The sequence below is a fragment of the Fibrobacter sp. UWH4 genome, assembly GCF_900142475.1.
Classification (GTDB): domain Bacteria; phylum Fibrobacterota; class Fibrobacteria; order Fibrobacterales; family Fibrobacteraceae; genus Fibrobacter.
On the sequence record NZ_FRAY01000002.1, the window covers coordinates 48,548 to 74,432 of the forward strand.

Genomic DNA, 25,885 nt, shown 5'->3' on the forward strand with positions numbered 1-25,885 from the left:
AGTTATTGGCGTAGTAAAATTATGTTTGCAGGCAAGTAAATAGAATTATGTTTTCGAGAAACCGCAGAACCATTTAGTTTTTCGTAAAGAAATGTCCTTCGGGATAATTTTACTGATTTCAATTTGACTTCGCTCCCATTTTCTTCTGTAGTCAACTCGCCATCCAAGATTAAGTCTAAATTTGAAATCCATTCTTTATTTGACGATTTAACGAGCATCGTAATTGCAGAAGACTTTCCGTTGTCGGTACATTCATTTTTTGGCACAGCATCACACAATTCAAATTTTTCATTCAATGGAGGAATTATTATACGCTTATCCTTGGTGCTATTTTCAAAACATTTGCAAGAAGTGGGACAATTTTCAGTTACCTTGGCAAAAACACTATCAACTGCGTAGGTCATTACAAATGTATTCGTATTTTTGTCACGAACAGAATATGAGTTAAGAGTCAAATCTTTTGTATTTTTCTCTTTATCCCAATAATCATTTCTTGCCACCTTTTGATCGATCTGTATGGTTTCTACAGCCACCTTGCTAGAATCGATTTCAGAAGAACCATAAAGATGCAATCCAGCATTATTTATATCAGTCCATTTTACAATCGGAGAATTTGCAAGCCACGTGAGGTCTGTCGTATTCGCGCGGTCAATTACCCAGAAACTTCCGCCAAAATATAAAATGGAACGATGGTTTTCTATTTTGGTGGGGTTGCTACCATACAAGTGGGTTGTTGCTGTATAACCCACAACGCCTTTTTCAGGGCTATCTATGAAATGTTCGCCAACAGAAGCTTCGGCACCGCCGGCAACGGCAATAGAATAATCCTTTTCCTTAGAAAAAAGTCCTTCAAAAAGCAGGTACAGATAAGACAAACCCGTTTGTGTTCCACCAGAAAAATTCTTTGCAAAAGCCTGCACCCGTTTTCGTATTTCCGAACCGGAAATACGTTCGTTGTCTGGTTGGTCATATCCCTTCGGAATGACTACATTATGGTTTGAATATCGATGGAATTTTTTTTGTGTTCGTTCCCCGAAACCTGTATACCCCCTATCCTGGATAATAAAGCCGCTCTTGTTACCGGCCAGCGTTATCGACAGGTTATCCTGCTGGTCATGGGCCTGGCCATTCTCCCACAGATCTCCCTTTTCTGCAACCATCGAAAGTGCAACCGTATCGGCATCTGAACTATCTCCGTGTACAGCAGTAATCATGAGCAGGCCGTCCTTGTTGCTCCCCCAAAGTTTACCACGCTTTGGTATTTGTATTTTGTTCACTTGTTGTTCTGCATACTTAACAAGATTGGGAAAACCAAATGCCACCAGCACATTCTTTTTTTCGGCATCACGCAGGGGGGCATATTCACTCATCGCCAAATACCTGGAATCATTCTTCAATTTCGCCCATACCCGGTAATCAGGATTGTAGGTACACCCGTCATCGATTTCCACGGGAATAAAGCCATAGTAAGAACCATCAGCACTTTTGCCGACTGGCCTTGAGAATTCAAATATGTAGTCCGGAGATTTCAGGAACTTTTCTTCAATTTTCAGTTTTTCTCCATTCGAGGCATAAGCGTCCTTCAATGCGCCCAACACGTATGGAACATCATCCCAGATATACTGGGAATAGCCCATCCCCTCCGAGTATCCACCGTGTTCGCCATAGTGTTTCTTTAAGGATTCGTTCAACAGGTTCATCTTCGTCGCTCCTCCCGTAAAAATATACTCATAAAGCGACAAGCTTGCGCTTGCCTTTGCAACGATGTTATTACTAATCAAGAACGGATCAGCCAATTCAAGCCATTCATGCAAGCCGTCATAAGCTCTTTGATAGGCTAAATGCAGAAAATCTCTAAAAACGGTTTTATCCAGCCAGGCTAACAGGGACACTCGAACCATCACCTCAGATATGGCGATAAGTTTATCGTCTTTTTTATCCATCATTTCACCGGATCCATATTCCCGCCATACATTTTGCAACGAGAACTGGGCACAGCTAAAGCCATTGTCAGCCACCTCTTCCGCGGTTCCCGCCAAATCGGCAGCCTTGAAAAAAGCCTGGCATACGGAAGTATAGTTTTTGAAACTGCTTGTAAAATCAATCCATTTCTGTACCGCAATCCCGTCCGCATTTACGAACCCCAGGCAGTCCCGGAGCCCCTTGACAAACCAGCCGGAACGTTCTACGAAAGGACTTATTGTCTTAAAATAATCCTTGAATACTATTGCATTTCCTGCATTATTTTTCAGGAGGAATTGCTTTTTATTCGTATCGTAATAAGCTTGTTTGTATTTTCTGGCGAACCCTTTGGGTTTCAGACCGTCAGCTCTTTGCGCAATAATGACTTCCGCCAAAAGTATGTCTAAATTATCTCTTGTCGTCCTCCATTCGCAGACTTCCTTGTCGTCACTATTTTTACATGCATCTTCCAAATTTTGAGGAACATCATTCATCCTGGAAATCAATATGTTGTAAATTTCTAAAAAGCCTGGGTCGTTTCCCGGCCAAATAGAATTGAAATCCAGACGTCCTGCCGGGACGCCGATCCACTCATCCGTCTTTTCATCTTCAAACAACCGCTTAAATCCATCCTTGTCAAGACAGACCGCATCGGTCCCCATGTCCTTTAACTTCTCGTAGAAGAAGTCCGTGGCCGATTTGAAGTCTCTTACTGGTTGAGTAAAATCGCCTGCCGCATCACGACATGTCTCCGAAACAAGGTAACTAAAAGGGCCTCCTGCGCTACACGCGGCGTTTTTGCCTTCACCATATAACCAGCTCCATGGAGAGAATCTAGTCGTCTTGAAGTAGGCAAAGCCATTAACGACGCTATCGACAGGAACCGTAGCCCACTTGTCATTCTCCTGGTGCATCATGACAAGGGAGTCTTTTTCCGGATTATACTTAAAATCCAGTGGCAGGGCAAAGGTTACAGGTTCGGGGTTTGCCAGTTCCGCGTTTATATCATATACATCGCCGGGACTCACATACGATTTCAGAGAATCAACCCTAAACACGCCATTAGGATTGAATTCCAATTTTTTTACCGTAGGAATTTTTCCATTAACAAAATCGTCTTTGCGGAATCTTAAGGCCACATTCCGGTTATGATGAGTTGAATTTTCAAACGTGTAAACAGCTTCAACAGAATCCCCCATATCCTTTGCGACCAATTTGACAGGTTCTTCTTTTGGAGAATCTTTCTCGGCCCACCACTTCAACCTGACTTTTCGATATTCGGGGAAAACCAGTTCGAAAACAACAGGAAAATCAGTTTTTAAAATCAGGGGGATATTGGCAGACCATCCGGCAACCTTACTTTGTTGCGACCTCGAATACAGGTATCCATCCAGTTCGCGACCATCCATCGGCTCCACCTGAATATAAATGCGGTTAAAGTTCCATTCAGGGAGAGACGTTATCTTGAACATGCCAGACGGGCCTTCGAAGCCGGTAGTAAATTCTACAGGGCCTAGATCTTTATATTTGGCAGTCTTTGTTGCAAACAGAAACTTCATCCGATCTTTTTCGGCTTGCCACAAGGAATCCTTTTTCAGTACATTTTCTGCATTTTCGCATTTAGCCGTCAAAGATGCGGAATCAACCCACCCCTGAATTTGAATTTGTTGAGTCGGTCCATAATACCTTGCTGAGACGCCATTCTCAATGCCAAAGTCAACCAGTTTATAATAGCCATTTAATCTATACGCACAATTTCTAACAACAAAACGTCCGGTCAATTTGTTTGGGGAGACCGAATTGACTCCTAAGGCGACACGAGAAAAGTTCCAGTCCGAAGGCAATTTCGAAAGAGTGATTACATCCCCGTCTTGCAAGACAATAGTCGAAGGCGAATTCATTTCAACAAAATGGTCAAATGCAAAAACATTTGACGCAGCCAGAATAAAAGCAACAAGAAGGAGCACTTTACTATTCATTTCAGAAACTAGTTTTCAGATAAAGTGATCGACATGATCGGACAATGTATTGAATAGGGAATGTCGTCAACGCGATTCACATAGCACTGTTGGCTCTTGGTATTCGCCTTGTAGCTGCTTTCGTTCTTGAGCAGCTTTGCCGCCGGATTCATAAAAATAACTTTCACGGAAGCCCTTGATGCATAGGCCGTATGAATCAATGACATCGCAGCATTGTAGCCAACATCGCTCGAGAGAATAAAAAAACGTATGGGTAAGACGGGTGCATTTTGGTCCAAGGGAACACTTGCAGACGAAGGCAATGCATCCTTGGAAATCAGCAAGTCCGCAACATCGAAGAAAAACATGTTTGTACCACTAGTGCCAAAATTCTGGCCAAAACTAAACCGAGAAAACGTTATCGAACAGGAATTTTGAGGATTTCCGACAATATTGCAATCGGCATTTTCAAACACTGTTTGCGAATGTGCGAACAGTACGGATAGCAGCACTAGCAGAATCGCCTTCTTCATATCATCTCCTTCTGTTATTTTTTTATAAAATAAAAAATATTCATTTTCTTGGCAAAGAAAAAAATTATTTTTCATGTATGGATTTTCACTGCAAGCATAGCAAAGCAAGTAAGCAAGGCGCCCACGGCGTCGCCCGCGTGATTTCCAAGCGCGGGTATTGTAGCCGGAGCCAGGCGGAAAAGCTGGTTCGCGAAGGCCACGTAATTCTCCGGGGCAAGCCTGTGCGCGACCCCGAATCGCCCGCCTACGAAAACGACGAAATTCTCGTCAACGGCAAGCCCGTCACCGCAAGCGATTTCGTCTACTTTGCCATGAACAAGCCTCGCGGAATCGTCACCACCGCAAGCGACGAGAAGGGGCGCAAGACCGTGATGGATTTATTCCGCGAAGAATACGCCAAAATGTTTCCCGGCAAACCCATGCCGCACATTGCGCCCGTAGGGCGCCTCGACGCTGCAAGCGAAGGCTTGCTGCTATTTACCAACGACACCAAGTGGGCAGATTCGATGCTACAGGCGAGAGAGTCTCGCGATTCAAACATCATCCTGAGCGGCCCTTCGGCAAGTTCTTCAACCTTCTGTCATTCTGGAGCCGAAGGCGATAGAATCCATAAAACGCAACATCTCAAAATCTACCGCGTACAAGTCAAGGGCAAGCCCTCCGCCACCGAGCTTTCTCAAATGGAAAAAGGCTTCAACGTCGCGCCCCGCGTATTCGGCGAAAAAAAAGAATTTATGCACGCCGAGCGCGCCGTACTCCACAGCGACGGAGAAAAGAACTGCTGGCTAGAAATTACTTTGTCCGAAGGCAAGAACCGCGAAATCCGCCGGATGCTCGCCCACTTGGGTTACGAGGTTCTGCGCCTCATGCGCATCCAGTTCGATAAATTTAAATTGGAAGATTTAAAGCCCGGGAAAATCAAAATAATTCAGAGTTCATAATTCAGAACTAATTCGATTCCGAAATTCAACATCTGAATCCCGAATTAAATCAAATCTCTGTTCAAGAGTTCGCCGTGGTCAAGCACCAGGCGGCGGAAGGGGCTGTTCAGGTAAAAGTCCGGATTATGCGTCGCCATCACCACGGTGGTGCCGCGGGCATTGATTTCCTTGAAAATCTTGAACACTTCTTCGGCATTTTTAGGGTCCAGGTTACCGGTCGGTTCGTCCGCCAAAAGCAGATACGGGTTGTGCACCATGGCGCGCGCAATCGCCACGCGCTGCTGTTCACCGCCCGAAAGCGTGTAAGGCATCGCAAAGCGCTTCTGGCTAATGCCCACGAGCGCCAAGGCATCGAACACCGCGGCATTAATCAACTTGCTCGGAGTTCCTACGATGCGTAGCGCAAGCGCCACATTCTCGAAAACATTGCGGTCCGGCAGCAGTTTGAAGTCCTGGAAGATGATTCCCATCTTGCGTCGAAGCGACTGGATTTTGCTATCGGGAGTGTTCTTGCTGTCATACAGACAATCGCCCGTAAACTTCACCATCACCTGGCCGCCGCGTTCTTCGTCGGGGCGTTCGTCCATGTAAATCAGCTTCAACAAAGTCGACTTACCGGCACCCGAATGCCCCGTCAAGAAGACAAATTCACCTTTATGAATACGCAACGTCACATTGGAAAGCGCCTTCCAATTATCCTCGTAGGTTTTAGTGACGTGGTTAAAGTGAATCATAAGAGCCTTTTAAACAATGGATTGCTTCGCTGCGCTCGCAATGACGTTTTTACTCCGTCATGCGGATTTCGATGTGGACTTCCTCGCGCCATTTCTTCACGAGCGCCTGGAGCTTCTGATTTTCAAGATGCGTTGCCGCCATCTGTTCAATCTTGCTGTAATCTTCGTCGAGGTTCAAGTCGCGGGTCTGGCGGGAATCGTCAAGACGGAACAAGTGGTACGCACCGTCAATCAGCACGGGTTCCGAAATTTCACCCACGTTCAAGTTCGCCACCGGATCCACATAGGCAGGTTCCATTTCATTACGCTGGAACCAACCGAGGCGTCCACCGGCAAAGTTGCTGGACTTGTCTTCACTATACTTCTTGGCCGCAGCGGCAAACGCTTCGGTCGTCTTAAGGTTCTTCTGCAAGGAATCCGCAAGCGCCACCACCGCCGCAGAGTCCTTCGCCGTCGGAATCGTACGGAGCAAAATCTGCGCCGAACGGACACCGTCTTCCTTACGGCCCAGCACACGCGGAATATGCCAACCCAGCTTTGTCTTTACCGGGTTAGAGGCATACTGACCATTTTTCAGAGCATCAAGCGCGCGTTCAAAGGCGGGGTCCAGCTGACCGCGCTTAAAGTAACCGAGGTCGCCGCCCTTGGCCGCAGACGTATCCTGTGAATGCGCCTTCGCCAAAAGTTCAAAGCTCATACCCAGGTTCAGCGTATCGATCAGAGCATCGGCAACCTTGCGTACCGAATCCACGATGGCAGAATCAGGAACAATCGGAAGTTGGATATGGCTCAGCAACACGCAGTTGAACTGCTGCGGGATGGAATCCTTGTATTCGGCAAAGAACGCATCCACTTCCTTTTTCGTCGGGGTAATGACACCCACATGACGCTGGCGCACGCGGGTCATTTCGATGTGTCCGCGAATCTGCTTGGCGAGCTGGTCACGATATTGCGCCATGCTAATCCCGAGCTGTGCGCGAATGGCCTTTTCAAGTGTCGCCAAGGTCGTATTCTGGCTGGCAGCAAGCTGCGACAAGTGAGCGTTTACGCGCTGGTCCACTTCGGCATCCGTTACCACGATCGAGTCACGGTCGATTCTACTCAGCAAGACCTTTTCTTCAATCAACTGGTCCAGCACATACTTGCGCTGATCCGCTTCCGACATCGCGTTTCCTTCGGGAGTTTCCTGGTAGCGGTACAGGGCATTCAAGAATTCCGAACGCATAATCGGCTTGCCGTCCACGACGGCCGCAACGCCTTCCATCAGCACAGGTTCAGCCATCGCAAGCGAGGCCACGCAACCAAATACAAAAGCAATCCGTTTGGCAAAGGACTTCATTATTTTTCCTTTTCACTAAACACGTTCATCTGCGAGAAAATCGGGCGAGCCTTTTTCCATTCCTTTTTCAAGCGAGAAAGCACCGTTTTCTGGTGTTCCACCCAGGCTCGCGCCGCCACATCTTCGGCCACCTCGGCATAAGGCAACACATCGGCGGAATCCAGCCTCGACACGACAACCGCCATCTTGAGAGCCCCACCACAGACCTTCATCACCGAAAGTTGACCGAGCGTGGCATCCTTGATAGAGGGAATCATGCAACTATCGGGACTTACCGTCACCGAATCAAAGGTCTCAATCTTTTTCACAAGCCAATGTTCTGCCGGCAGGGAATCATAGACAATCTTCTTGTGTCCCCTGTAATACTGGTCCGCCGACTGCCAGTCCCTAAAATAGAGGATCGCCCCCTTGACCATCGTTTGCCCGCGCAAGAACAGTTCCGGATGCGCCTGGTAAAAATCGAGCTTTTCGGCATCGCCAACCATCATGGTATCGGCAAAACTCTGCAAGAAATGGTCGACCGTCATCTTGCGTTCGGTACGGCGGATTTGCGCCTGCAAGTCCTCGTCCTTCAGCATGCCGTTCGCCACAGCTTCCTGATAAATGGTCTCTTCGTCAATCCAATGTTCCAGGAACGTCAATTTTTCACGATCAGTCCAAGAATCCCATTCCGGAGCAACGCGGCGGATTTCCGATTCACGGAGTTTCGCTTCACCCACAGAAACAACAACAGGATCTTCCTTCGTAAACGGGACCTCGCATCCGGTCAATACGACCAGCGAACACGCGCACAAAGTCAGCAAAAAACGGGAAATAAAATTCATCGAGGCATAATTTAGAAAATTTGCAGGCCAGAGCCCATCAAAAAGGGAACTTTAAATCCCCAAACCCTACTTTCGAACCACCTTGATTACGAGACCGAACGACTTGGTGTTGAGCGGGACATCGTCAGCAGGCATATTTTTGCCCCTGTATTCGTCGCCTTCCTCGTTGTTAAACGAAAGGACCGTCTTGAACGCAATTCCCACAAAGAAGTGTTCCGTAAACCCCCAAAGGTAACCCAGCTCAAAGCGGAATGTCATTTCCCAGTCTTCGTAATCCATCCCGTATTTCTTTTCGGCCTTGTCCTGCCCATACAGGAATGTCGGTCCGAACGAGAAACCCGCATAGGTGCCGTTCAAGAAAGAATACGTCGATGTCGAATCAAAAATCAGGTTAAACGGAAAGAAAACCGATCCGGGACCTAAAAAATATCGGAGTCTGGAATCATGTTCCAAAAAATCTTCCTTATCCCGCGAATAGTACTTGTACCGGTAATCACCCTTGGCCAAGAACACATCGTTATCCAAGAATACACCCCAAAACCGAAACAGGTAAGCGCCCGCACGGAACCCCACATTGTACGTCCATCCATCAAACTTCACAATATTGTAATGAAGGTTCTCATCATAGACCATCTCGTCTTTTTCCAGGTCGTGGTAATAGTTGATTACGGAAGCGGTCTCATTCCTTGAATTCGAATTCATCGCACCGCCGCTGACTTCAAAATAAGGCGAGAAGAAATCCGAGAGTGTATGGCGTTTACGCGGAGGAGCCTTTTCCGATGAATAGACGCTTGCTTCCGCCACGCATAACAGACAAAGTATTAGCAAAGCGATGCGTTTCATCAATCCACGACTCCGCTAATCTTAAGCACGGCGAAATTCACGAACTTGCCACAGGAAGTATCTTCGGGCGACAGAAACCTCTCCAACTTAAAAGACTTGTTCAATGGTTTTTCGCGTTCGTTGACTTCCCTAAAATAGTACGACAACGACTCGACTGAATCCACTTCCGCCCCATAAGACGGCAGCTCGATTGCACGTCCATTGCAATAAAAAGCGAGACGAACTTCCAGTTCATTCTTCGCACCGAAATTGAGCGAATCATAATCATCACGATACACAGCCTTCGATGTATCCAAACTGCCGCTGCAATCCCTGTATAAAAGGGAATCCCCCAAATAGACCTGCATTTCGAGAGAATCGACACCGGTCGGTTTTACTGCAAACAAATTAATGGATTTCGGAGGATCTACCCACAAGTCCGGATCGCAGCTCATACCACACAGGCATAGCGCAAACGCCAACAAAAGCCCCAAAAAGGGAAAACGAACCCACCTCACTAACATACAAATAAAATAAACAAAGTCAAAAACGGAGTCAAGTAAAAAAAAAATACAATCAACTCCGCGCAGTCAACTACAACAGCCTACAACCGCCCAAATCGGCCCTTGAGTTTGGCGAGGGCATCGTCTTCGATCACCTCTTCGGAATCGTCGCCCTTGCGCTTGAATTTGAGGATTTCGAAGTCCTCGAGCATGGCGCAGGCCTGCAAGTAAAGTTCCGGGAATTCGGCTTCGTCAGCAGAGAGACGTTCCATTTTCGAAAGAAGGTCGCGCGCCTTTTTCAGTTCATGATCCTTCATGAATCGCGCCTTGAGGAAGGGGCGGAACTTTTCGCGGAGCGTGCGCACCGATAGTTCGGGTTTTAAGGGAGCCTTGTCTCGGAGCAGGTTCGGTGCGCCCGGAATCATCTCGCCCAGAACGCAAAGCCGTTCGAACAGGGTCGTCTCCTTATCGGAGGTATAGAGGGCTATGATTTTACCGATGGATTTGTGGTTCGCCGTGATAACACCGAGGGCATCGCGGGCGTGCTCGCCACCTTGGCGCATGGCGACCGAGAATTCGCGGAGAATGTCCCAGAAGGTGACAAAAGCTTCGGCGCCAAGCAGGGCCGACTCGTAAGTCGCACGCACCAAGGCGAGGCGTACCTCGTCATCTTCGCTGCGGGAAGACACGGCCAAGTTCTTGAAATCGTTGATTTTCTTGCCGCGGGAGAATTCCAGACCCGAAAAACGCACGCAGCGGTTCGCATCCAAATTGTCAGCAGCAAGGGACTTTAACACCCAGGCCTTGAGGGCCGTCTTGAAACCGTCGGCATAAAGTCCGCCGGTCTCAAGCAGGTTCAGACGATCGGTAATGAGCGTATCGGGCTCGGCCGGAACTTCAACACGTTTGCGGAACGCCTGCCAGAAAGAAGATTCCGCCGGAGTCATGAGGGCCGATTCGCCGAGGCGCCAGCCAAAACGCATTTCATCCAAGGCAAAGTCGATACCGAATGTCACCACCACCAGGCGAACCGCTGCAAATAGGTTAAAGCTCCCCCATTCCGGCGAAAGTTCAAACGAAAATTTAGGAGAAGTGTATGAAACCCCTCCCTCGCTACGCTCAGTCGAGGAAGACTTTTGGGCCTTGAATACCTTTATGTGAAGGCGCAAGTGATTTTCCTTTTCGGGAGTCACCGTCGGGATGTCGCAATCCAGCTGCTTCATACCCGCAAAGACTTCGTACAAGAGCAGGAGTGGCGATTTGTGCGGATTCGCCTTGAGCTTGTCGCAGAAGGCATCGTCGATAAAAGTGCGGCGATTTTCCAACTGTTTCTTGGCGGCCTTCGGCATTTCGCGAATAATCGATTCCGCCATCCATTCGCGCCATTGGTGAATCGAAAGCGCAAGTTTTGCAGGGGTCAGTTGCGGAATCAAGTCGTAGGGCAATTCCAGCGTAATACCGTCGTATTCCTTGGTAGCGTCAAAGACCATCTCGCCCACCACCATGCGACTGGAACCGTCAAGGCCTTCAACGCGGAACTGTTCAATGGAACCGCCTGGCAAACTCGGATTTCGGATTTCGGATTTCGGAGTTTTCGTTAGTGGAATTTTCACACCAAATTTATTGGATTCAATTCTGAATTCTGAATTCTGAACTCCGAAATCATTCTGGTCCAGCCAAAATTTCGCATCAAATTTCAGGAACTGGTCGGTGTGTTCCTTGATGTAGTCCTTGAGCGTCTTGATGGAATTGACGCTGTGAGCGATGCGCACGTAATAATCCACCAGGGCGTCTTCGCTGGGGGCAAGCCCGAACTGGCGTTTGCGAGCCTCCAAGGCATGCAAGTCTTCGACCACGCGCTCGTTGTGCGTCATAAAGGCGAAGGGACGCGCCATTTGCCCAAGCACCACAGCCTCGCGCCAGAAAATTTCGGCACATTCGTCGGGATTTACGCGGGCGTAATCCACCCGGTGTCCGCGACTGATGACAAGACCCCTGAAGCTCACTTCTTCAACCGCTTCCACGAATCCGCGTTCCTGGTTCCACATCGGCGAATACCATCGGCGGGTGCAGAAGGGTTCTGCCACCTGCATAATCCATTCGGGCTTGATTTCGGCACCCTTGTTCAAGAAGATGCGGCTCGTCTCGCGGACTTCGGCGCTAAAGAGCCATTCCACACTCTTGCCGTACAAATCGCTACCGGGGAACACATGCGTTTCACGACCGCTCACCAGTCGGTAGCAGCCGTTTTCGATATCGCGGCGGGCAATTCCCCCGAGGAAACCCGAAAGAAGCGCGATGTGCAAGTTATCGGCGTGGAAACTATCCAGCGGGCAGACGCGGTTTTCGTATTTCACGTCGAGAATGCGGCCAAACTGTTCGTAAAGGTCAATCCATTCACGGCAACGCAAAAAATGGAAGCTGAACTTGTCGCAGAATTTGCGCAACTTGTTCCAAGATTTTCCGTCCCATTCAGCGCAGAAGGCGTTCCACATGCAAATGTAGGTGAGAAAGTCGCTCTTGTGGCCCGCAAACTTGCGGTGCAGCTGACGGATTCGGGTGCGCTCCGGCTCCTCGCCGGGGACCACTCGCGGGTCCTGAATCGAGAGTGCCGAGCAGACAATTAACGCGGGTTGTAGCACTCCCGATTCGCGCGCCCGCAAAAGCACCGCCGAAAGCGCCACATCCATCGGGAGCCGCGTCATTTCACGGCCAAGCTTCGTCACATGGCCACTGGAATTATCCGCAGTCAACGCGCCGAGTTCAAAAAGCGTCTTGTACGCGCCGCGGAACGCCGAATGCGGTGGCGATTGCAAGAACGGGAAATTTTCCAGCTCCAGCCCGAGGCTTCTGAGTTGCAGAACCACGTTCGCGAGATTACTGCGCCGGATTTCCGGCTCCGTAAACTCGTCTCGCTTCTCGAAATCTTCGGGAGAATAAAGTCTTATACATACGCCGGGCTTTACACGCCCCGCGCGTCCTGTACGTTGTCGCGCAGACGCTTTTGAAATTTCTTCGACCGGGAGTCCCTGAATACGCGACTGCGCATTGTACCGCGAAATGCGGGCCATGCCCGTATCCACCACATAGGCAATTCCCGGTATCGTTAAGGAGGTCTCGGCAATATTTGTCGCAAGCACCACGCGGGTTTTGCCCGTATGCTTAAAGATGCGGCGCTGTTCATCGGGACTCATGCGGCCGTAAAGCGGAAAAATATCGAAACTCGCCGAATCCAGCTCGTGCGCAAGCTCCCCCGCTAAATCCTGAATGTCGCGTTCCGTCGGCAAAAAACACAGCAAATGGTCGCGATGGCGCGTTTCCAAATCGAGAATCGCATCGCGGGCTTCATCCAGCAAACCGGAATCCCCTTTACCGCTGGCATCTCTCAATTCCGAATTCTGAATCCCGAATTCCGAATTAAAATAATACTCCACATCGACCGGGTACGTTCTTCCCTCGGCTTCGAGCACGCAACTGTTGTCGTAAAATTCCTCAAAAAGCTTCGCATCCAGCGTCGCGGAGGCCACAATCAGCTTGAACTCGGGGCGAGCCTGTAAAACCGTCTTGAAAATGCCAAGCAGGATATCGATATTCAGCGAACGCTCGTGCGCTTCGTCAATCACGATCGCCGAATACTGGCGGAACAGCCTGTCGCGGCGGAATTCCTGCAACAAGATACCGTCGGTCATCACCTTGATGGGCGCATCACTCTGGCCCTGTTCCCAGAAACGGATCTTGGTGCTGACGAGCGTTTCGTCCTTGAGTTCTTCGCGCAAGCGATCCGCAATAGAAATCGCAGCCAGGCGCCTCGGCTCCGTCACACCGATTTTAAAGGGGTTCTGAGGACGCGCTTCGCGCTCTGAGGTATGGGCTCGGACTTCGCCCTTTGAGGAATACCACTCTAGCAAAAACTTCGGCAACTGCGTCGACTTGCCCGAACCGGTGTCCGCCTTGACAATCACCACCTGATGCTTTTCAAGCAACTCAAAAAATTCTTCCCGATGTTCAACAACAGGAAGTTCCGGGTATTCGATTTTCAGCGAAGACAAATCCATCAGAAGCTACACCGACTTGACGAGTTTCGCGCAATAAATGGGGCCCCTGCCCTCGGAACGGTCCGGCAAGATATGCACACCAAATTCCGTGCGGTCTGCACCGGGCAGCAAGTTTTCAATCTCGACCATCCGCATCGACGGTCTTTTTTTCAAGATTTTCTTCACCACGTCGTCATTTTCCATCGGCGACAGGGCACAAGTTCCATAGACAACCGTTCCCCCCGGTTTCAGCGCATCGACCGCCGAAGCAAGGAGCGCCCCCTGCTCCACCGATAGCCTTTTGACTCGCTTGGCTGACCACACCTCCAAATGCGCCGGGGAATTCAATACATGACGATCCGAAGAACAAGGCGCATCCAACAGAATCTTATCAAAGCATTCTTTCTTGTGGAGTCCAAACTTCATGCCGTCGTAGCCAGTCACCTTGATGATGCCGCGCCACGCTTCCGGCAGGGAATTTTCGATTACATGCTGCAACCGAAGCCTTCTATCGGGCGACCGGTCATTACTCTGCAAGGAACCTTCCCCTTTTAAAAGGGATGCGATTACCAGGGTCTTTCCACCAGGGGCCGCACACATATCGAGTACGTCATCTCCCGGTTGCACATCCAGGGCCTTCGCCGCAAAAACCGAAGCTTCATCCAAATAATACGGCTCAAGACCTTCGCCAAAACGCAATTCCGTCGCGCAACCATCCCCCTTCAGGGATTCCAGCAAGGCCGGCCAGCGTTCACCGAAAAGATTCTCGTAGTAGTCGAAAAATTCCATAGCGCAAATATAGTAGACTGGAGCTAGGAGCAATCATCCTGGAAGGAGCATCTTAAAAAAAACTCTCTGCTCAGGGGTATGAGCAAAGAGTCTTCGTTGAGCTACCAGGATTCGAACCTAGACAAACAGAGTCAGAATCTGTTGTGCTACCATTACACCATAGCTCAGTGCGCCACCAAAGTTAGTAAATAAAAATCAGTTCGGCAAGGGGTTATTTGAAAATATTTTGACTTGGCGGCGTATAAGTCATCCATTGCTGCTGCTGGACACCCCCTTCAGGAAGCGTAACAGCCGTAAAAGTCACGTAAAACAGCATCGGAACCTCCGATTTACGCAGCTTGTTCATCACCTTGGGGTCACCCGAATAGAGAACCACCTGCTGGTCTCCCGACGGAAGTCCGTCCAGCATGAGCATATAGCAGGTCACATCGCGCACGAAATGCGAGGTTCCCTTGATACCCACCACCACGCTATTGACCATACAGTTGTTCGACTGCGTCGTATCTTCGCGGTCAACGACAAGGCTCACGCCACTCACCAGCGAAGAAGCCTTCGTGAGGGATGTTTTTCCGATATTCAAGGTATCCGTCAGCCCTTCAATTTCCTTTTTGGTCAAGTAACGGGAAATTCCGACTTGAGCCACCTTTTCGTCCTGAACCCAGCGGAATTCAAACCTGAAAGAGTCACCGGGCAACGAATCCGGGACAGGCAACCACCAGCGACCGAGACTGTCCGTCGTTGTCTGCGCCACAAATTCCAAGGAATCGCCTTCAACGAATTCAAATCCGTAAATGTCGCGAATAGTCATCACCTCGACATTGGCACACGGGTCCCCGTTCTTGCAGAGCAACGTTCCTGAAATTCTCGCAACATTCTTCGTTTCCTTTTCCGATTCCTTGATTAAAGTATCCGCCTTGGCCGTCATACTCCACACGACAGGGCCAGGGCTCACGGTATCGCCTTCGTACATACGGTTCAAGTTCAAGCTGCGGTAGATCAGGCTATCCGCAAAACCCAGCGAACGCATACGGGCAACCATCAGGGAATCTCCCGGGAAAATTTCAAGTTCCCAGTTACCGGCAGGAACCAACATATAGAAGCTATCGGCAGCAAAGACGTCATTGCAGAACGGCGTTCCCGAAAGGCAGGTCACAAAGTGTCCACCCACAGAAACAGCGGAGTCCTCAACCTCTTCAAAATAAAGCACGCTGTTCACGACAGCCGCCTTCGCAAGCTGAATACTGTCAAAAGCCTTCGCCTTCAAGGTCGTACGAGGCAAGAAGAACACTTCCACAGCCGAAGTATCAATTACTGCCAGCTGGAACGTATCCGCAATCACCGAATCAAAGGCGTACACGCCATCGGAATCCGTGACGACTTCAATCTGTTCCGGAACATGCAGGACACTATCGAAAACGGCCATACGAGCCATACGGACAACAGCTTCGGACGCAGGCGATCCATCGACACGACGAACGACACCGGCCACCACATCGGCCTCGGCAACCGTATTGCCCGTATCCGTTACAGTCCCGGCAGTCTTGTCGTTGCTGCAAGCGGTAAAGGCTAACGCAACCGCTGCTGCCAAGGTCAAAAATGCAAATTTCAAGTTTTTCATTTTTCCTCCTCGGTTTCCGGCGGCAGTGCCACCTTTTCCTTGCTCAACGGGAAAAACTGAATATTCATCTGGCAAACCATCGTCTCGCCCTCGTCGGAGCGGATGATGTCGACCACTTCCTTGCGGAACAGGTCGATTTTGCTGATGATGCGTTCCAGTCCTTCGGCAGAAACGCTCATCGTCATACAAGATACATTTCTGCGCTCGGTGCTGTAATGATCCAGGGCGTCTTTACCCAAATCCATCATCTGTTTCTGGAACTGATGAACGAAAAGCGACGAAATTTCGGAACCGCTGAAGATGGCCTTGTTTACCGAGCGGTAAAAGCCCTTTTCATCCAGTTCGATCAGCTGCATCGACAGGAGCAGTTGGATAGCCTGCTTTGCCTGCGGAAGCGTGATGCGCGGGTTCAGGAACAGCGCCAGTTCCTGGATATTTTTAGGACCCACATCGAGAACGGACAACGCCTCGCGGACCGCCACATAATACCACTTACTATAATACTCCTGCTGGCTCTTGGTAAGCGACTTGATCGCGCTCGGGAGGAGCGCCGACATCTGCTCGAAGATTGCCTGCTTCGACGCCGGCGTAGTCGCGTGCGTGAAGTCCACCATCAGCGTAAAGTAACGGCCTTCCTTTTCGTTCAGGCCTAAAGCCGCAATAAACTTGGGCAACATCTGGGGCGTAAGCGACTTGCGCCCGCGGACCAGGTCCAAATAGAATCCCGACGAGGAATACCCCGCCTTCTTGGCGAAGGACCTGTAAGAAAAGTAACGTTGCACGGACTTACGGTAATCGTAATAATCCTGCAAATACTTTCGGTAGTTGTAGTAAGCGTATACGTTCATCACTTTTAAATATAATTTTTTCTTGATTTTTTGGGAACACTTTTTTTTTACATCGGAGTAAAATTGCGTAAATTTCCGTAAACAGAACAATCTGTGAACACTTTTAATTTTCGAAGTGATACGCTTCGTCATTTTTTTAGATATATTCAAGGAACACCCAATCCCATCCTATGGACTTTCGTTTGGAAACAGGCGAAAGTCCTTTTTTCTAAATTTAGACGCAAATGGAAAAAATAAAGCTTTTTCTCAGGAACACCCTATTTCGGCTTTTGCGCTTTGCAGGGATTCTTTTAGTTATCTACGTCAGCATGGTTTTCTACCTTGCACTCACCGAACGCAGGAACGCTTTTCCACGCGCCATCTACCATAAAGAAGCGAACGAGGCCATCCAGGGTAAGGCAAGACCGCTCACCTGCACCCTCGAAGACGGAGTCGCGCTGGACGGTTTCAGCATGGGAAACGAGAACGACCCCATCCTGCTCTACTATCCCGAAGCAGACGAAGACGCGGCGCAGTTCCTGGCGCAGGTGGAAACACTTCCCGGAATCCACATCGTCACTTTCAACTATCGGGGCTCCGCCCAGAACAAGGGAACTCCCTCCGAAGAAAATTTCGAAAGCGACGCCAAGCAGATTTTCGAATGCGCCACCCAAGTCAACGGGAAAGCACCGCAATACCTTGCCGGGCGCGGAATGGGAGCCATATCAGCCATCAACCAGTCAAACGGACATCAGGACGTCATCCTGATTGATCCCATTTTAGATATCGCCGACGCCATCGCTCAAAAATACAAGGCACTTTACCCCAGGTTCCTTATCCGCACCCAATTCAAGGCAGACTCAAATAAATTATCGAACCCCACCGCGCGCCTGTCCGTAATTTACGACAAGAAGGCTGTAGAGCAACAGGCCAAGGCATCTGTGACCGCCGTCACATCCAAAGAGGAATATTTTCGGAACGGCCAAACTCTTGCCACAATCCTCTTGCAAGTTATAAGTAAGAATTTATCACCATAAACGCAAACAAATTCACCCCCAACTACATTACTTTACTTACAAAGCCCTTATTTTTCGAGAGTTTTTTGCATATTTTTTCTAAATCACTTGCTTTTGTTAATTTTTTTTATTAGTTTACCTTGAAAACCACAAACAAAAAAAAGAGGTGTTATATGGACAATATTATTGTGAAGATGGATATCCGTGGTTTCCTACGGTTTCCGGAGCAGGCCATCAAGGCGATGAAGCTCGACAAGATGGCAAAACAGGGGACTGCAGCCAACGGCAAGACGGTTGAAATCGGTCCCTACGCAGACATCGAGGTGGACCCCGTCGGAAAGCGCTTCGCCATTACCCCCACTAAAGAAGCGAAAACGACCTCCTTCCGTTTCATTGTCGGCGTCAACTCCACCAAGTCCAAGTTCCTGTACGTCAAGGGCGCCCTGAACGCCATCGGCTCCAAGATTATCACAGGCGCTTACACCTTGGAAAAGGAAGGCAACCGCTACATCTTCACGGCCAAGGGCGAATCCAAGAAAAAAGGCCCGTGGCAGCTGATCGCCTGCCGCAACTCCATCGCCAACAAGACGATGCTCTCGATTGACTCTCGCGGCACAATCATCTTCAACCGCCACACCAGGGACGCCGTGAACACCCAGGTGAACAAGACCATGATTGCCGAATACGACCGTGCCAAGAAGGTATTCAAGCTCACCTTCAGCAAGGACAAGGGATTCATCAACGTGCGCACGATCGCAAGCCACGCCAACGCCTCCTTCATGGGCACGTTCTCGTCTCACGGAATCGCACTTCCCAAGCAGAGTTTCCGCACCGAATGCAAGGTCGAAGGCAAGACAATTTCCTTCAGCGTTGCCGCCCTGATCGCCGAGCAGAAGGCTGCCGAAAAGAATTCCAAGAAGTAACAACCGAGGTCAACTATGATCGACATTCTCAAGTTGTTCTACACGACCCACTATAATCTGGGTGCACTTGCAATCCTGATGTTACTGCTTTTGATTTTCTTCCTCACCAAGAAGAACTTCAAGGGTGCCATCATCGTATTCATCCTCCTTATAGTATACAATGTCGGCATCTACAAAAGAACCGAGGGCAAGTCCTGGACCATCGAAATCGATCCGCCGGAAACGGCATCTAACGGTTACGACAGCTATAGCAAGCCGCAGCCGATCAAGATGACCTTCTCTGCGACTCCCGAAAAATGGACCATCACCGATAGCAAGGGAGAAACCCATCATTGGTGCTGGCTCGACGCGGCATGGGACAAGGTTGCAAATACGGACGTCGTCGCCTGGATTTGGGGCGAAAACTCCAGCAAGAAAATGATGAAATCGACCGAAAACCGTGCTAACGACGCACAAAACGCCGACTAGCCGACAAATTCGAATTCATTGAGCGTTATCTCTCCTGCTTCCATCCGGAGGTAGGAGAGTTTTTTTATCCACTCGCCTGCCGAGGCGACCATACCGCCATCGACAGTCCAAAGTCCCGAAACGTGATGATGTCCGAGAACGCAGCAATCGCACTTTTTCGCGCGAAGCATGCGTTCAGCCCAATGCAGGTACTCTTCCATCTTGATGATGCGGGACTCCCCCACCTTGCGGCTATTACGCCCCACAAAACGGGCTAGAGCCATCCCCCAGTCCGGGTGAATCTGGCTGAAAAGAAACCGATTCAACGGGAAATCGAGAATTTTGCGAAAAATTCGGTAGCCGAAATCGGACTTCGCCACGCCGTCGCCGTGTCTAAAAAAGACTCGCTTTCCCTGAATTTCCAGGATAACATCCTTATGGACCTGAACCCCGAGACTCTTCGGGAAAAAACTTCCATACGCAAAGTCGTGATTTCCCTGCAGCAGGTGAACTTCGCAACCGGACAGCACCAGTTGACGCAGCGCAAAGAATAGATCAAAATGGTTACGGTTCACGTAGTCGTTGTACTCGTACCAAAATTCGAACAAGTCGCCCACAATGACCAAGTGCGAAGCTCGCCCCCTGAGGGTCTCTACGAAACGGACCAAGGCTTTTTCGCGGTCAGGAACAGCTCCCGGCGGGTTCACGCCCAGATGCGCATCAGAAATAAAGTAGGCGGGTAAAGTCATCGTGAACGAATATAGCAACTATTCGTAATCCGAATTTATAGCGGACCGCGAACCGCGACTTCAACAACGAAGCAAATCAAATCTAGCGACGATGAACTCTTTGTTATATTTTGTTACGATGAAAATGTTTTGTGCAAAAGCCGCATCCTGGGTTGCAATGGCGACAGCTTGTTGTGGCTTTTTAGCAAGTTGTTCCGTAAGCCACACGAAATACGATCTCCAAGAATACCCGAAAGCGGCATCCTTCTTCGAGCCGATCACATTCACCTTCGGAGACAAGACTTCCTATCTGGATTCCAACCTGCAAAGCGCCTATTCGACCGCCATCGACAGCCTGTTTTTCCCAAAAGAAAGTTGTAGGGGCAACGCCCAAATTACGGCAAAGGTTGTCCCGGACAACGAGACCAACGATTGGGGCATCGGCGCCGCCTTTATTCCCTTCTGGCCGGTTCTCCCCGTCAGCGAATCGTGGCATTACCACATGGACGTTCGCATTCTCTGCAACGGAGCATTGGCATTCTCGGCGGAATTCGAAGAAAGCGAACATGTCGAAGCCTTCTGGTTCGGGCGTATGCGCGCAGACCTCGTCAACGACGCGTCACAAGAAATGCACCGGAAATTAATCGAACGCCTCAAGTTCGAAACGCAGCTAGGGCGATACACCGACCTCAATTCGGCGCAGGACTTTTAAATCAGGCGACCGCCACCTCACGCGTTCTTCCCGCCTGCAACCAAGCCACCAGCAAGGCAAGCACCAAATACAGCACTCCGAAAACGAGCAGCGTCATTTCTACCGCATCACCGATATGCGTGTAGACCGTGTCGCGCGACCTGAGCGGCATTTTTCTCTGGATGACGCGGTCGGTAAAGATTTCCGTATTGCCGTCAAAATGGCCGTACTGGTCGATAAATACAGATACTCCGCTATTCGCAAGGCGCGCCACCGGCATTCCGCTTTCAACCGCGCGGTAACGGATCAAGTTCAAGTGCTGGTAAGGGGCTGAACTCCGGCCGAACCAGCCGTCGTTCGTAATGTTCACCATCAGGCGTGAACCGCTGCGGATAGCCTCGCGCACCAAGTCACCGAAAATGGCGTCATAACAGATATAGGGAGTCCAACGGAACGGACGATAAACGGGAGTTTCCTTGCCCGCCACGAAATCGCCCTCGCCCAAATCCACATAGTTCAAAATCGGGAATACCTCGTCGAACGGAATTCTTTCGCTGAACGGCACCAAGTGTTTTTTGATGTAACGATCAGGATAGCCTCCGACACCCGGCGTGAACAGGAAGGCGGCGTTATAGATGTCGAACTTGCGCACGCTTCCCGGTGGATTCCTCCGGTAGTCGAGCGCTCCCGTCAAGATACTCGCCTTTTTTTCATCGGCCGTCTTGTGAAGAAGATCAATCACCCGAGGTTGCCTGCGAATATGATCCGGAATGGCCGTTTCGGCCAGGACAATCAAATCCGCACCATCCTTGACGCTGTCGTTCACCATGCCGACCGTCTTTTTCACGATGGCGTCGAAACGTTCCTTGCTCCACTTGGCCCCCTGCTGGATGCTCGGCTGCACCAGAGCTATATCAGGAGAACCTTCGCGTTCTTCCCCGTAAAAAGGGGCGGCCTCGGGCTTCGAGAGCACGATACTCCCCTGCACAAGCAACGCTACAAAAATGACCGCCGGGAGCGCCAAAACGGGAGCCGCCTTTTTCAAATTACGCGCCCTGCAAAACACATGCGCCACGGCCTGGTTCGAGGCCACCACGAGAATCGTATAGCCAAAAATTCCGATATACGAAAGCATCTGGATCAATTCCAGCTGGTTCCCGAAAACATACCCCAGGTGACTCCACGGAAACGCAAAGTCGCCGTAAGTCCGCGTCATTTCAAGTCCCGCGTAGAACACCGGATAAAGCAACAAGAAAACGGGGCGAAGCTTTTGCGGCGCATCCTTCGCGAGCGTATAGGCAAAACCCGCCAAGGTGTTATAGGCGCTAAAGAAGGCAATCAGCAGAATCAGCCCGAAAAGGATCAAGCCCGAAGGCGCTGTTTCCACATGCATCACATTATAAATCCAGTAGTAGTTGACCGCATTGTAGAGCATGCCCGACCAGAAGGTCGCAAACATCGCCTGTCCGCGCGTATAGCGGTTCAAGACAATAAACCACGGCACCAGCAACAGCAAGGCGGCAGGTCCCAGCGGCATCGGCGGATATGCGAACGCATAAAGGCCCCAGCTAAAAGAAGAAAGCAGGAGCGCCACGAGCGAATCGCGATTCCTCAAGTGCGAAAAATTCCAAACCGCAAATAAAATCAGCCAGAAAAGCCCTATAGGGCAAAACGCCAGAACCACCTGGACAAGCCCCGCATGCCCAGCACCTGCAAAATCACCTATATTATAGTCCAGCGCCAAGAACAGGAACGAAAGCAACGCAAAGGCGTAGAGCATCCGCTTGAAATTCTGACGGATTCCCCTAAAAACCAGGAACGGCACCGACACCGCCAACGGCAACCATTGCAGATTCATCGTGTAAAGCCCTGGCGTATCGGGACGCAAGGCGAACACGACAATTTCTGCGACTAGAAGGACCGCTACATAAATCCAAAAAATCTTCGGGAGTACCTTAAGCCGCGACTTCATTCTTTCAAGCATCAGAGCCCGCTCTTGTCCTGAGGGTTGAAAATCAGCACGAATTCGCCCTTGGGCGGATGCGCCTTAAAATGCGCCGTAATCTCGGCAGGAGTCCCTACCAGATGTTCCTCGAACTTCTTGGTCAGTTCCCGCATCAGGGCAATCTTGATTTCACCGAAAACTTGGCCGATTTCTTCGACGAACTTGTCGATGTTATGCGGGCTTGCATAAAAAATCTGCGTCGCCTCTTCTTCCTTAAGTTTTTCGAGGAGGTGAATGCGCTGGGCACTCTTCTTCGGCGAAAAATACTGGAAGCTGAAATGGTCCGTCGGCATACCGCTCGAAACCAGCGCCGTAATCATCGCACAGGCACCGGGAACCGCACGCACGTCTATACCTTCGCGAACGCACTCGCGCACCAGATTGAACGCAGGATCTGCCACACCGGGCGTTCCCGCATCACTCACGAGCGCAATGTCACCTTCATTCTTCAGGAATTCCACATACCGAGGAGTCACCTTTTCCTTGTTGAAATCATGGTACGCCTCCATCGGAGTGTCGATACCGTAATTGTCGAACAGCACCCGCGTATGGCGAGTATCTTCGGCAAGGACCAACGGCACTTCCTTCAGGATACGCACGGCGCGGTAAGTGATATCTTCCATGTTCCCGATCGGGGTCGCGACAATATAAAGAGTATGCATAGCCCAAAAATAGAAAAAGCAAACTATTTTCAGAAAAGGGAAAACGTTATCCGCCGCAAAAACGATTTTGTCTTGCCAATGCACTCATTTTTCAAGGTTGGACATAAAAAAAGTGAATTTCAGCCACATTTATATGTCCAGCTGCAAAAAAAGCTATTTTATAGGAACGCAAACCCATCAAAGGGACAGGTTAAACGCACTTGCAGCCGGAGTAGTCCATGTCTTTAAATCAAGAAGAAGAATTTCAACTCGAGTGGATCAAAAACCACCACATGGAAGACAAGGACGAGCAGGCGCGGAAGGACGCCGAAGAGCAAGCCGCCGCACGCCCCGCGCGGTCCCCGCGCGGGCGCAAGATGCGCCGTAACCCGGCCGCCTGGGAACTCCCCGTGCCCGAAGACGAAATCGACCTGCACGGCATGACCTCGGACGAGGCGGCCGAAGCCGTCGAACGGCGCATCGATGACCTGATGATTGCAGGCCTCAAGATTCTCAGGGTCATCCACGGCGGCGGAAACCCCAGTTACGGCAACGTGAAGCGAATCATCGACCGCAAGGTACGTTCCGAATGGAGCAACCGCATCCAGCTGTACAAAGTCGAGCCCGACAACGCTGGTTCGAGCATCATGATCCTCGGAAAACCGCTCCCCGCCCCCGCCAAACGCCCCCAAAAGCACCTGAAAAAGTAAAAAAAGAAACCTTTTTTCACTTTTTTGTGCCTATCCCCTTTAAATTCTTCAAGTTTTTTTCTATTATTGGACCACCGAACCGGAATATAGCTCAGCCTGGTAGAGCGCTTGCTTCGGGAGCAAGAGGTCGTGAGTTCGAATCTCGCTATTCCGATAAAAACGAAAAGGACACCATTTGGGTGTCCTTTCGTTTTTTTATTGCAACTAGCGCGAGATGAGAACTCACGAAGTGAGTTCGATTACGCTCTAAGTGAACGAAGTGAAACGCAGAGCGGAAGCCTTGACCTGCAACAAAGTTGCAGGCAAGCCCGAAGGGCGAAACGGGAATAACAAGACCGTTTCGGCAATCTCGCTATTCCGATACGTCGAAGGCGTCACCAAATCACGCCATGAGCGAAGCGAATTTTGCGTGATTTAGAGATTTTGGCGAAGCCAAAACCCGGAGGGCAAAGCCTGAAACGAAGTGAAGGCTTTGTCTAATCTCGCTTCATTCAATAAAGGCTTGACTAAATGCGAAATGAAATGAGCATTTTGTCTAATCTCGCTTCAACAGGCGTCACTCTCGCTATTCCGTTTCGTCAATCTCGCTATACCGGCACAAAAGTCTTAATTTTGTTCAATTCCTCGGCAATTTCAATTTTAAGATTACGAATGTCAATATCATCTTGCAAAGAGATGAAGTAATCGTCAGAAACGCCAAAGAATTTTGCAAGCCTCAAAGACGTGTCAACCGTAATTCGTCTGCGATCATGAAGAATGTCCTGGATTCTTGAAACCGGAACATTGATTGCCTGGGCGACCTTGTAGGCAGACAAACCCATAGGCGTAAAAAACTCTTCGTTCAGAATTTCTCCGATAGTAGGCGTTTCAATATGTTTGCTCATGGTTTGCTCCTAGTGGTAGTCAACAATCTCAACGTTATAAAAGTTTCCTTCGTTCATAGAAAAACAAATGCGCCATTGATCGTTTATGCGAATGGAGAATTGTCCTTCTCGGTCTCCATGCAAAGCCTCTAAACGATTGTTCGGAGGAATCCGCAAATCGTTCAAATTTTTGGCAATGTCTATCATCATGAGTTTTCTTAGGGCCACCTTTTGGATTGTATTTGGCAACCGTTTTGAAATCTCCTGATTATAGACGAGTTCTGTTTCTCTGTCTGCAAAACTTTGTATCATTTAATATACCTATTCAGCGTGTATATGTCAAGTAGGTAGAACGTATTTACAGCACGTCCCTATTACTATACACGCTCTTTTGAGGCGTTTGAATACCAATTTTTTGAAAATTTATTTCTTTTGACAGGAAGTCAAACGCTAAGCCGACAGCGTCTTCAGCAATTCTTTCTTGGTTGCACCTAACGCGAAGAACATCTTGATCATCAGTTCAAGGGAAACGCTGGAGTCCGCATGTTCCACTTTGGCGTAACGAGACTGGCTCGTTTTCGCGATAATTGCGGCAGAGACTTGAGTTTCACCAAGAGACTTCCGCTTGGCAACCAACGCCTTAGCCAAAGCGACCTTCATTTCAACAATCGCCATTTCAGCGGGACTCAACCCCAAAAAATCGTCAACATCCCCGACTTTCCACCCCTTTTTCTGCAATCTTTCTTTTTTCAACTTATCCATAAACTAATCCTCCGCATCATAAGTTTTCAATCGTTGACGACACAACTCAAGAATTTCATCAGGCGTTTTGCTCGTTTTCGTTTCAACCCTCGCTTTTTGAGATAACGGTGGTGTCTGCGGCTGTTCATGCAGCCAAACCAATGGTTTATGACTCGGACTCATAAAATATATATCAGATTTGACATAAAGTCAAGGGCTAAGGTGAATTTTTATAC

Annotated in this window: 23 protein-coding genes and 2 tRNA genes; 7 read left to right on the forward strand and 18 right to left on the reverse strand. The window is 49.5% G+C overall.

What is annotated here, in order from left to right:
* Positions 1-2 precede the first annotated feature (2 nt).
* Both BUA93_RS03000 and BUA93_RS03005 read right to left on the reverse strand, forming a co-directional pair.
* Positions 3-3,941: a hypothetical protein gene (locus BUA93_RS03000; RefSeq protein ID WP_072977342.1), complete on the reverse strand. Its 3,939-nt coding sequence runs from the start codon at positions 3,939-3,941 to the stop codon at positions 3-5.
* 8 nt (positions 3,942-3,949) lie between these two features.
* A complete protein-coding gene (locus BUA93_RS03005; RefSeq protein ID WP_139257723.1) occupies positions 3,950-4,453 on the reverse strand; it encodes a hypothetical protein in 504 nt (167 codons plus the stop codon).
* Between the two features lie 77 nt (positions 4,454-4,530).
* Between BUA93_RS03005 and BUA93_RS03010 the strand changes: the two genes are divergently transcribed.
* Positions 4,531-5,394 carry a pseudouridine synthase gene (locus BUA93_RS03010; protein ID WP_072977345.1) on the forward strand — a complete coding sequence of 288 codons (864 nt, stop codon included), beginning with the start codon at positions 4,531-4,533 and terminating at the stop codon, positions 5,392-5,394.
* A 44-nt stretch (positions 5,395-5,438) separates the two neighbouring features.
* Here BUA93_RS03010 and ftsE read toward each other — a convergent pair whose 3' ends face one another.
* The 10 genes from ftsE to BUA93_RS03060 form a co-directional block, all read right to left on the reverse strand.
* Positions 5,439-6,128 (reverse strand): cell division ATP-binding protein FtsE, encoded by a 690-nt coding sequence (ftsE, locus tag BUA93_RS03015; RefSeq protein WP_072977347.1) that lies wholly within the window; start codon positions 6,126-6,128, stop codon positions 5,439-5,441.
* A 49-nt stretch (positions 6,129-6,177) separates the two neighbouring features.
* Positions 6,178-7,467 carry a peptidylprolyl isomerase gene (locus tag BUA93_RS03020; RefSeq protein WP_072977348.1) on the reverse strand — a complete coding sequence of 430 codons (1,290 nt, stop codon included), beginning with the start codon at positions 7,465-7,467 and terminating at the stop codon, positions 6,178-6,180.
* Positions 7,467-8,291, reverse strand: coding sequence for a hypothetical protein (locus BUA93_RS03025; RefSeq protein WP_072977350.1), 825 nt, complete (start codon positions 8,289-8,291; stop codon positions 7,467-7,469). The genes BUA93_RS03020 and BUA93_RS03025 overlap by 1 nt, the downstream gene beginning before the upstream one ends.
* 66 nt (positions 8,292-8,357) lie before the next feature.
* A complete protein-coding gene (locus BUA93_RS03030; RefSeq protein WP_139257725.1) occupies positions 8,358-9,134 on the reverse strand; it encodes a hypothetical protein in 777 nt (258 codons plus the stop codon).
* A complete protein-coding gene (locus BUA93_RS03035; RefSeq protein WP_139257727.1) occupies positions 9,134-9,568 on the reverse strand; it encodes a hypothetical protein in 435 nt (144 codons plus the stop codon). Before BUA93_RS03035 ends, BUA93_RS03030 begins: the two co-directional genes overlap by 1 nt.
* Positions 9,569-9,717: 149 nt before the next feature.
* Positions 9,718-13,671 carry an ATP-dependent RNA helicase HrpA gene (hrpA, locus tag BUA93_RS03040; protein ID WP_072977355.1) on the reverse strand — a complete coding sequence of 1,318 codons (3,954 nt, stop codon included), beginning with the start codon at positions 13,669-13,671 and terminating at the stop codon, positions 9,718-9,720.
* Positions 13,672-13,677: 6 nt separating this feature from the next.
* Entirely contained in the window at positions 13,678-14,439 is a 762-nt protein-coding gene (locus BUA93_RS03045; RefSeq protein ID WP_072977356.1) for an RsmB/NOP family class I SAM-dependent RNA methyltransferase, read from the reverse strand.
* 96 nt (positions 14,440-14,535) lie between these two features.
* Positions 14,536-14,606 (reverse strand) — tRNA-Gln (locus BUA93_RS03050).
* Between the two features lie 44 nt (positions 14,607-14,650).
* Entirely contained in the window at positions 14,651-16,057 is a 1,407-nt protein-coding gene (locus tag BUA93_RS03055) for a carboxypeptidase regulatory-like domain-containing protein (RefSeq protein ID WP_254793824.1), read from the reverse strand.
* The gene (locus BUA93_RS03060; protein ID WP_254793825.1) at positions 16,054-16,905 is read right to left on the reverse strand and encodes a TIGR02147 family protein; all 852 of its coding nucleotides are present in this window, start codon (positions 16,903-16,905) and stop codon (positions 16,054-16,056) included. Before BUA93_RS03060 ends, BUA93_RS03055 begins: the two co-directional genes overlap by 4 nt.
* 308 nt (positions 16,906-17,213) lie before the next feature.
* Here BUA93_RS03060 and BUA93_RS03065 point away from each other — a divergent pair, with 308 nt between their 5' ends.
* The 3 genes from BUA93_RS03065 (at position 17,214) to BUA93_RS03075 (ending at position 19,291) form a co-directional block, all read left to right on the forward strand.
* Complete coding sequence (locus BUA93_RS03065; RefSeq protein WP_139257729.1) at positions 17,214-17,921, forward strand: alpha/beta hydrolase; 708 nt, start codon at positions 17,214-17,216, stop codon at positions 17,919-17,921.
* 152 nt (positions 17,922-18,073) lie between these two features.
* A complete protein-coding gene (locus BUA93_RS03070) occupies positions 18,074-18,823 on the forward strand; it encodes a hypothetical protein (RefSeq protein ID WP_072977361.1) in 750 nt (249 codons plus the stop codon).
* A gap of 15 nt (positions 18,824-18,838) precedes the next feature.
* Positions 18,839-19,291, forward strand: a complete 453-nt coding sequence (locus BUA93_RS03075; protein WP_072977363.1) for a hypothetical protein — start codon at positions 18,839-18,841, stop codon at positions 19,289-19,291.
* Here BUA93_RS03075 and BUA93_RS03080 read toward each other — a convergent pair.
* The gene (locus tag BUA93_RS03080; RefSeq protein WP_072977365.1) at positions 19,288-20,019 is read right to left on the reverse strand and encodes a UDP-2,3-diacylglucosamine diphosphatase; all 732 of its coding nucleotides are present in this window, start codon (positions 20,017-20,019) and stop codon (positions 19,288-19,290) included. The two genes, BUA93_RS03075 and BUA93_RS03080, sit on opposite strands and share 4 nt — an antisense overlap.
* Positions 20,020-20,137: 118 nt before the next feature.
* Here BUA93_RS03080 and BUA93_RS03085 point away from each other — a divergent pair, with 118 nt between their 5' ends.
* A complete protein-coding gene (locus BUA93_RS03085) occupies positions 20,138-20,710 on the forward strand; it encodes a hypothetical protein (protein WP_139257731.1) in 573 nt (190 codons plus the stop codon).
* A gap of 1 nt (position 20,711) precedes the next feature.
* Here the strand turns inward: BUA93_RS03085 and lnt are convergent, their stop codons facing one another.
* Positions 20,712-22,673, reverse strand: coding sequence for an apolipoprotein N-acyltransferase (gene lnt, locus BUA93_RS03090; protein WP_254793826.1), 1,962 nt, complete (start codon positions 22,671-22,673; stop codon positions 20,712-20,714).
* Positions 22,673-23,356, reverse strand: a complete 684-nt coding sequence (rsmI, locus tag BUA93_RS03095; protein WP_072977368.1) for a 16S rRNA (cytidine(1402)-2'-O)-methyltransferase — start codon at positions 23,354-23,356, stop codon at positions 22,673-22,675. Before rsmI ends, lnt begins: the two co-directional genes overlap by 1 nt.
* A 218-nt stretch (positions 23,357-23,574) precedes the next feature.
* Between rsmI and BUA93_RS03100 the strand changes: the two genes are divergently transcribed.
* Both BUA93_RS03100 and BUA93_RS03105 read left to right on the forward strand, forming a co-directional pair.
* Positions 23,575-24,045 (forward strand): Smr/MutS family protein, encoded by a 471-nt coding sequence (locus tag BUA93_RS03100; RefSeq protein ID WP_072977370.1) that lies wholly within the window; start codon positions 23,575-23,577, stop codon positions 24,043-24,045.
* 80 nt (positions 24,046-24,125) lie between these two features.
* Positions 24,126-24,199: transfer RNA gene (locus tag BUA93_RS03105), tRNA-Pro, on the forward strand.
* Between the two features lie 433 nt (positions 24,200-24,632).
* On the opposite strand, the gene BUA93_RS03110 is transcribed toward BUA93_RS03105, so the two are convergent.
* From BUA93_RS03110 to BUA93_RS03120, 3 genes are all read right to left on the reverse strand, one after another.
* Complete coding sequence (locus BUA93_RS03110; protein ID WP_072977371.1) at positions 24,633-24,929, reverse strand: HigA family addiction module antitoxin; 297 nt, start codon at positions 24,927-24,929, stop codon at positions 24,633-24,635.
* 9 nt (positions 24,930-24,938) lie between these two features.
* The gene (locus tag BUA93_RS03115) at positions 24,939-25,220 is read right to left on the reverse strand and encodes a type II toxin-antitoxin system RelE/ParE family toxin (protein ID WP_072977373.1); all 282 of its coding nucleotides are present in this window, start codon (positions 25,218-25,220) and stop codon (positions 24,939-24,941) included.
* Between the two features lie 138 nt (positions 25,221-25,358).
* Positions 25,359-25,670, reverse strand: coding sequence for a helix-turn-helix domain-containing protein (locus BUA93_RS03120; RefSeq protein WP_072977374.1), 312 nt, complete (start codon positions 25,668-25,670; stop codon positions 25,359-25,361).
* Between the last annotated feature and the right edge of the window lie 215 nt (positions 25,671-25,885).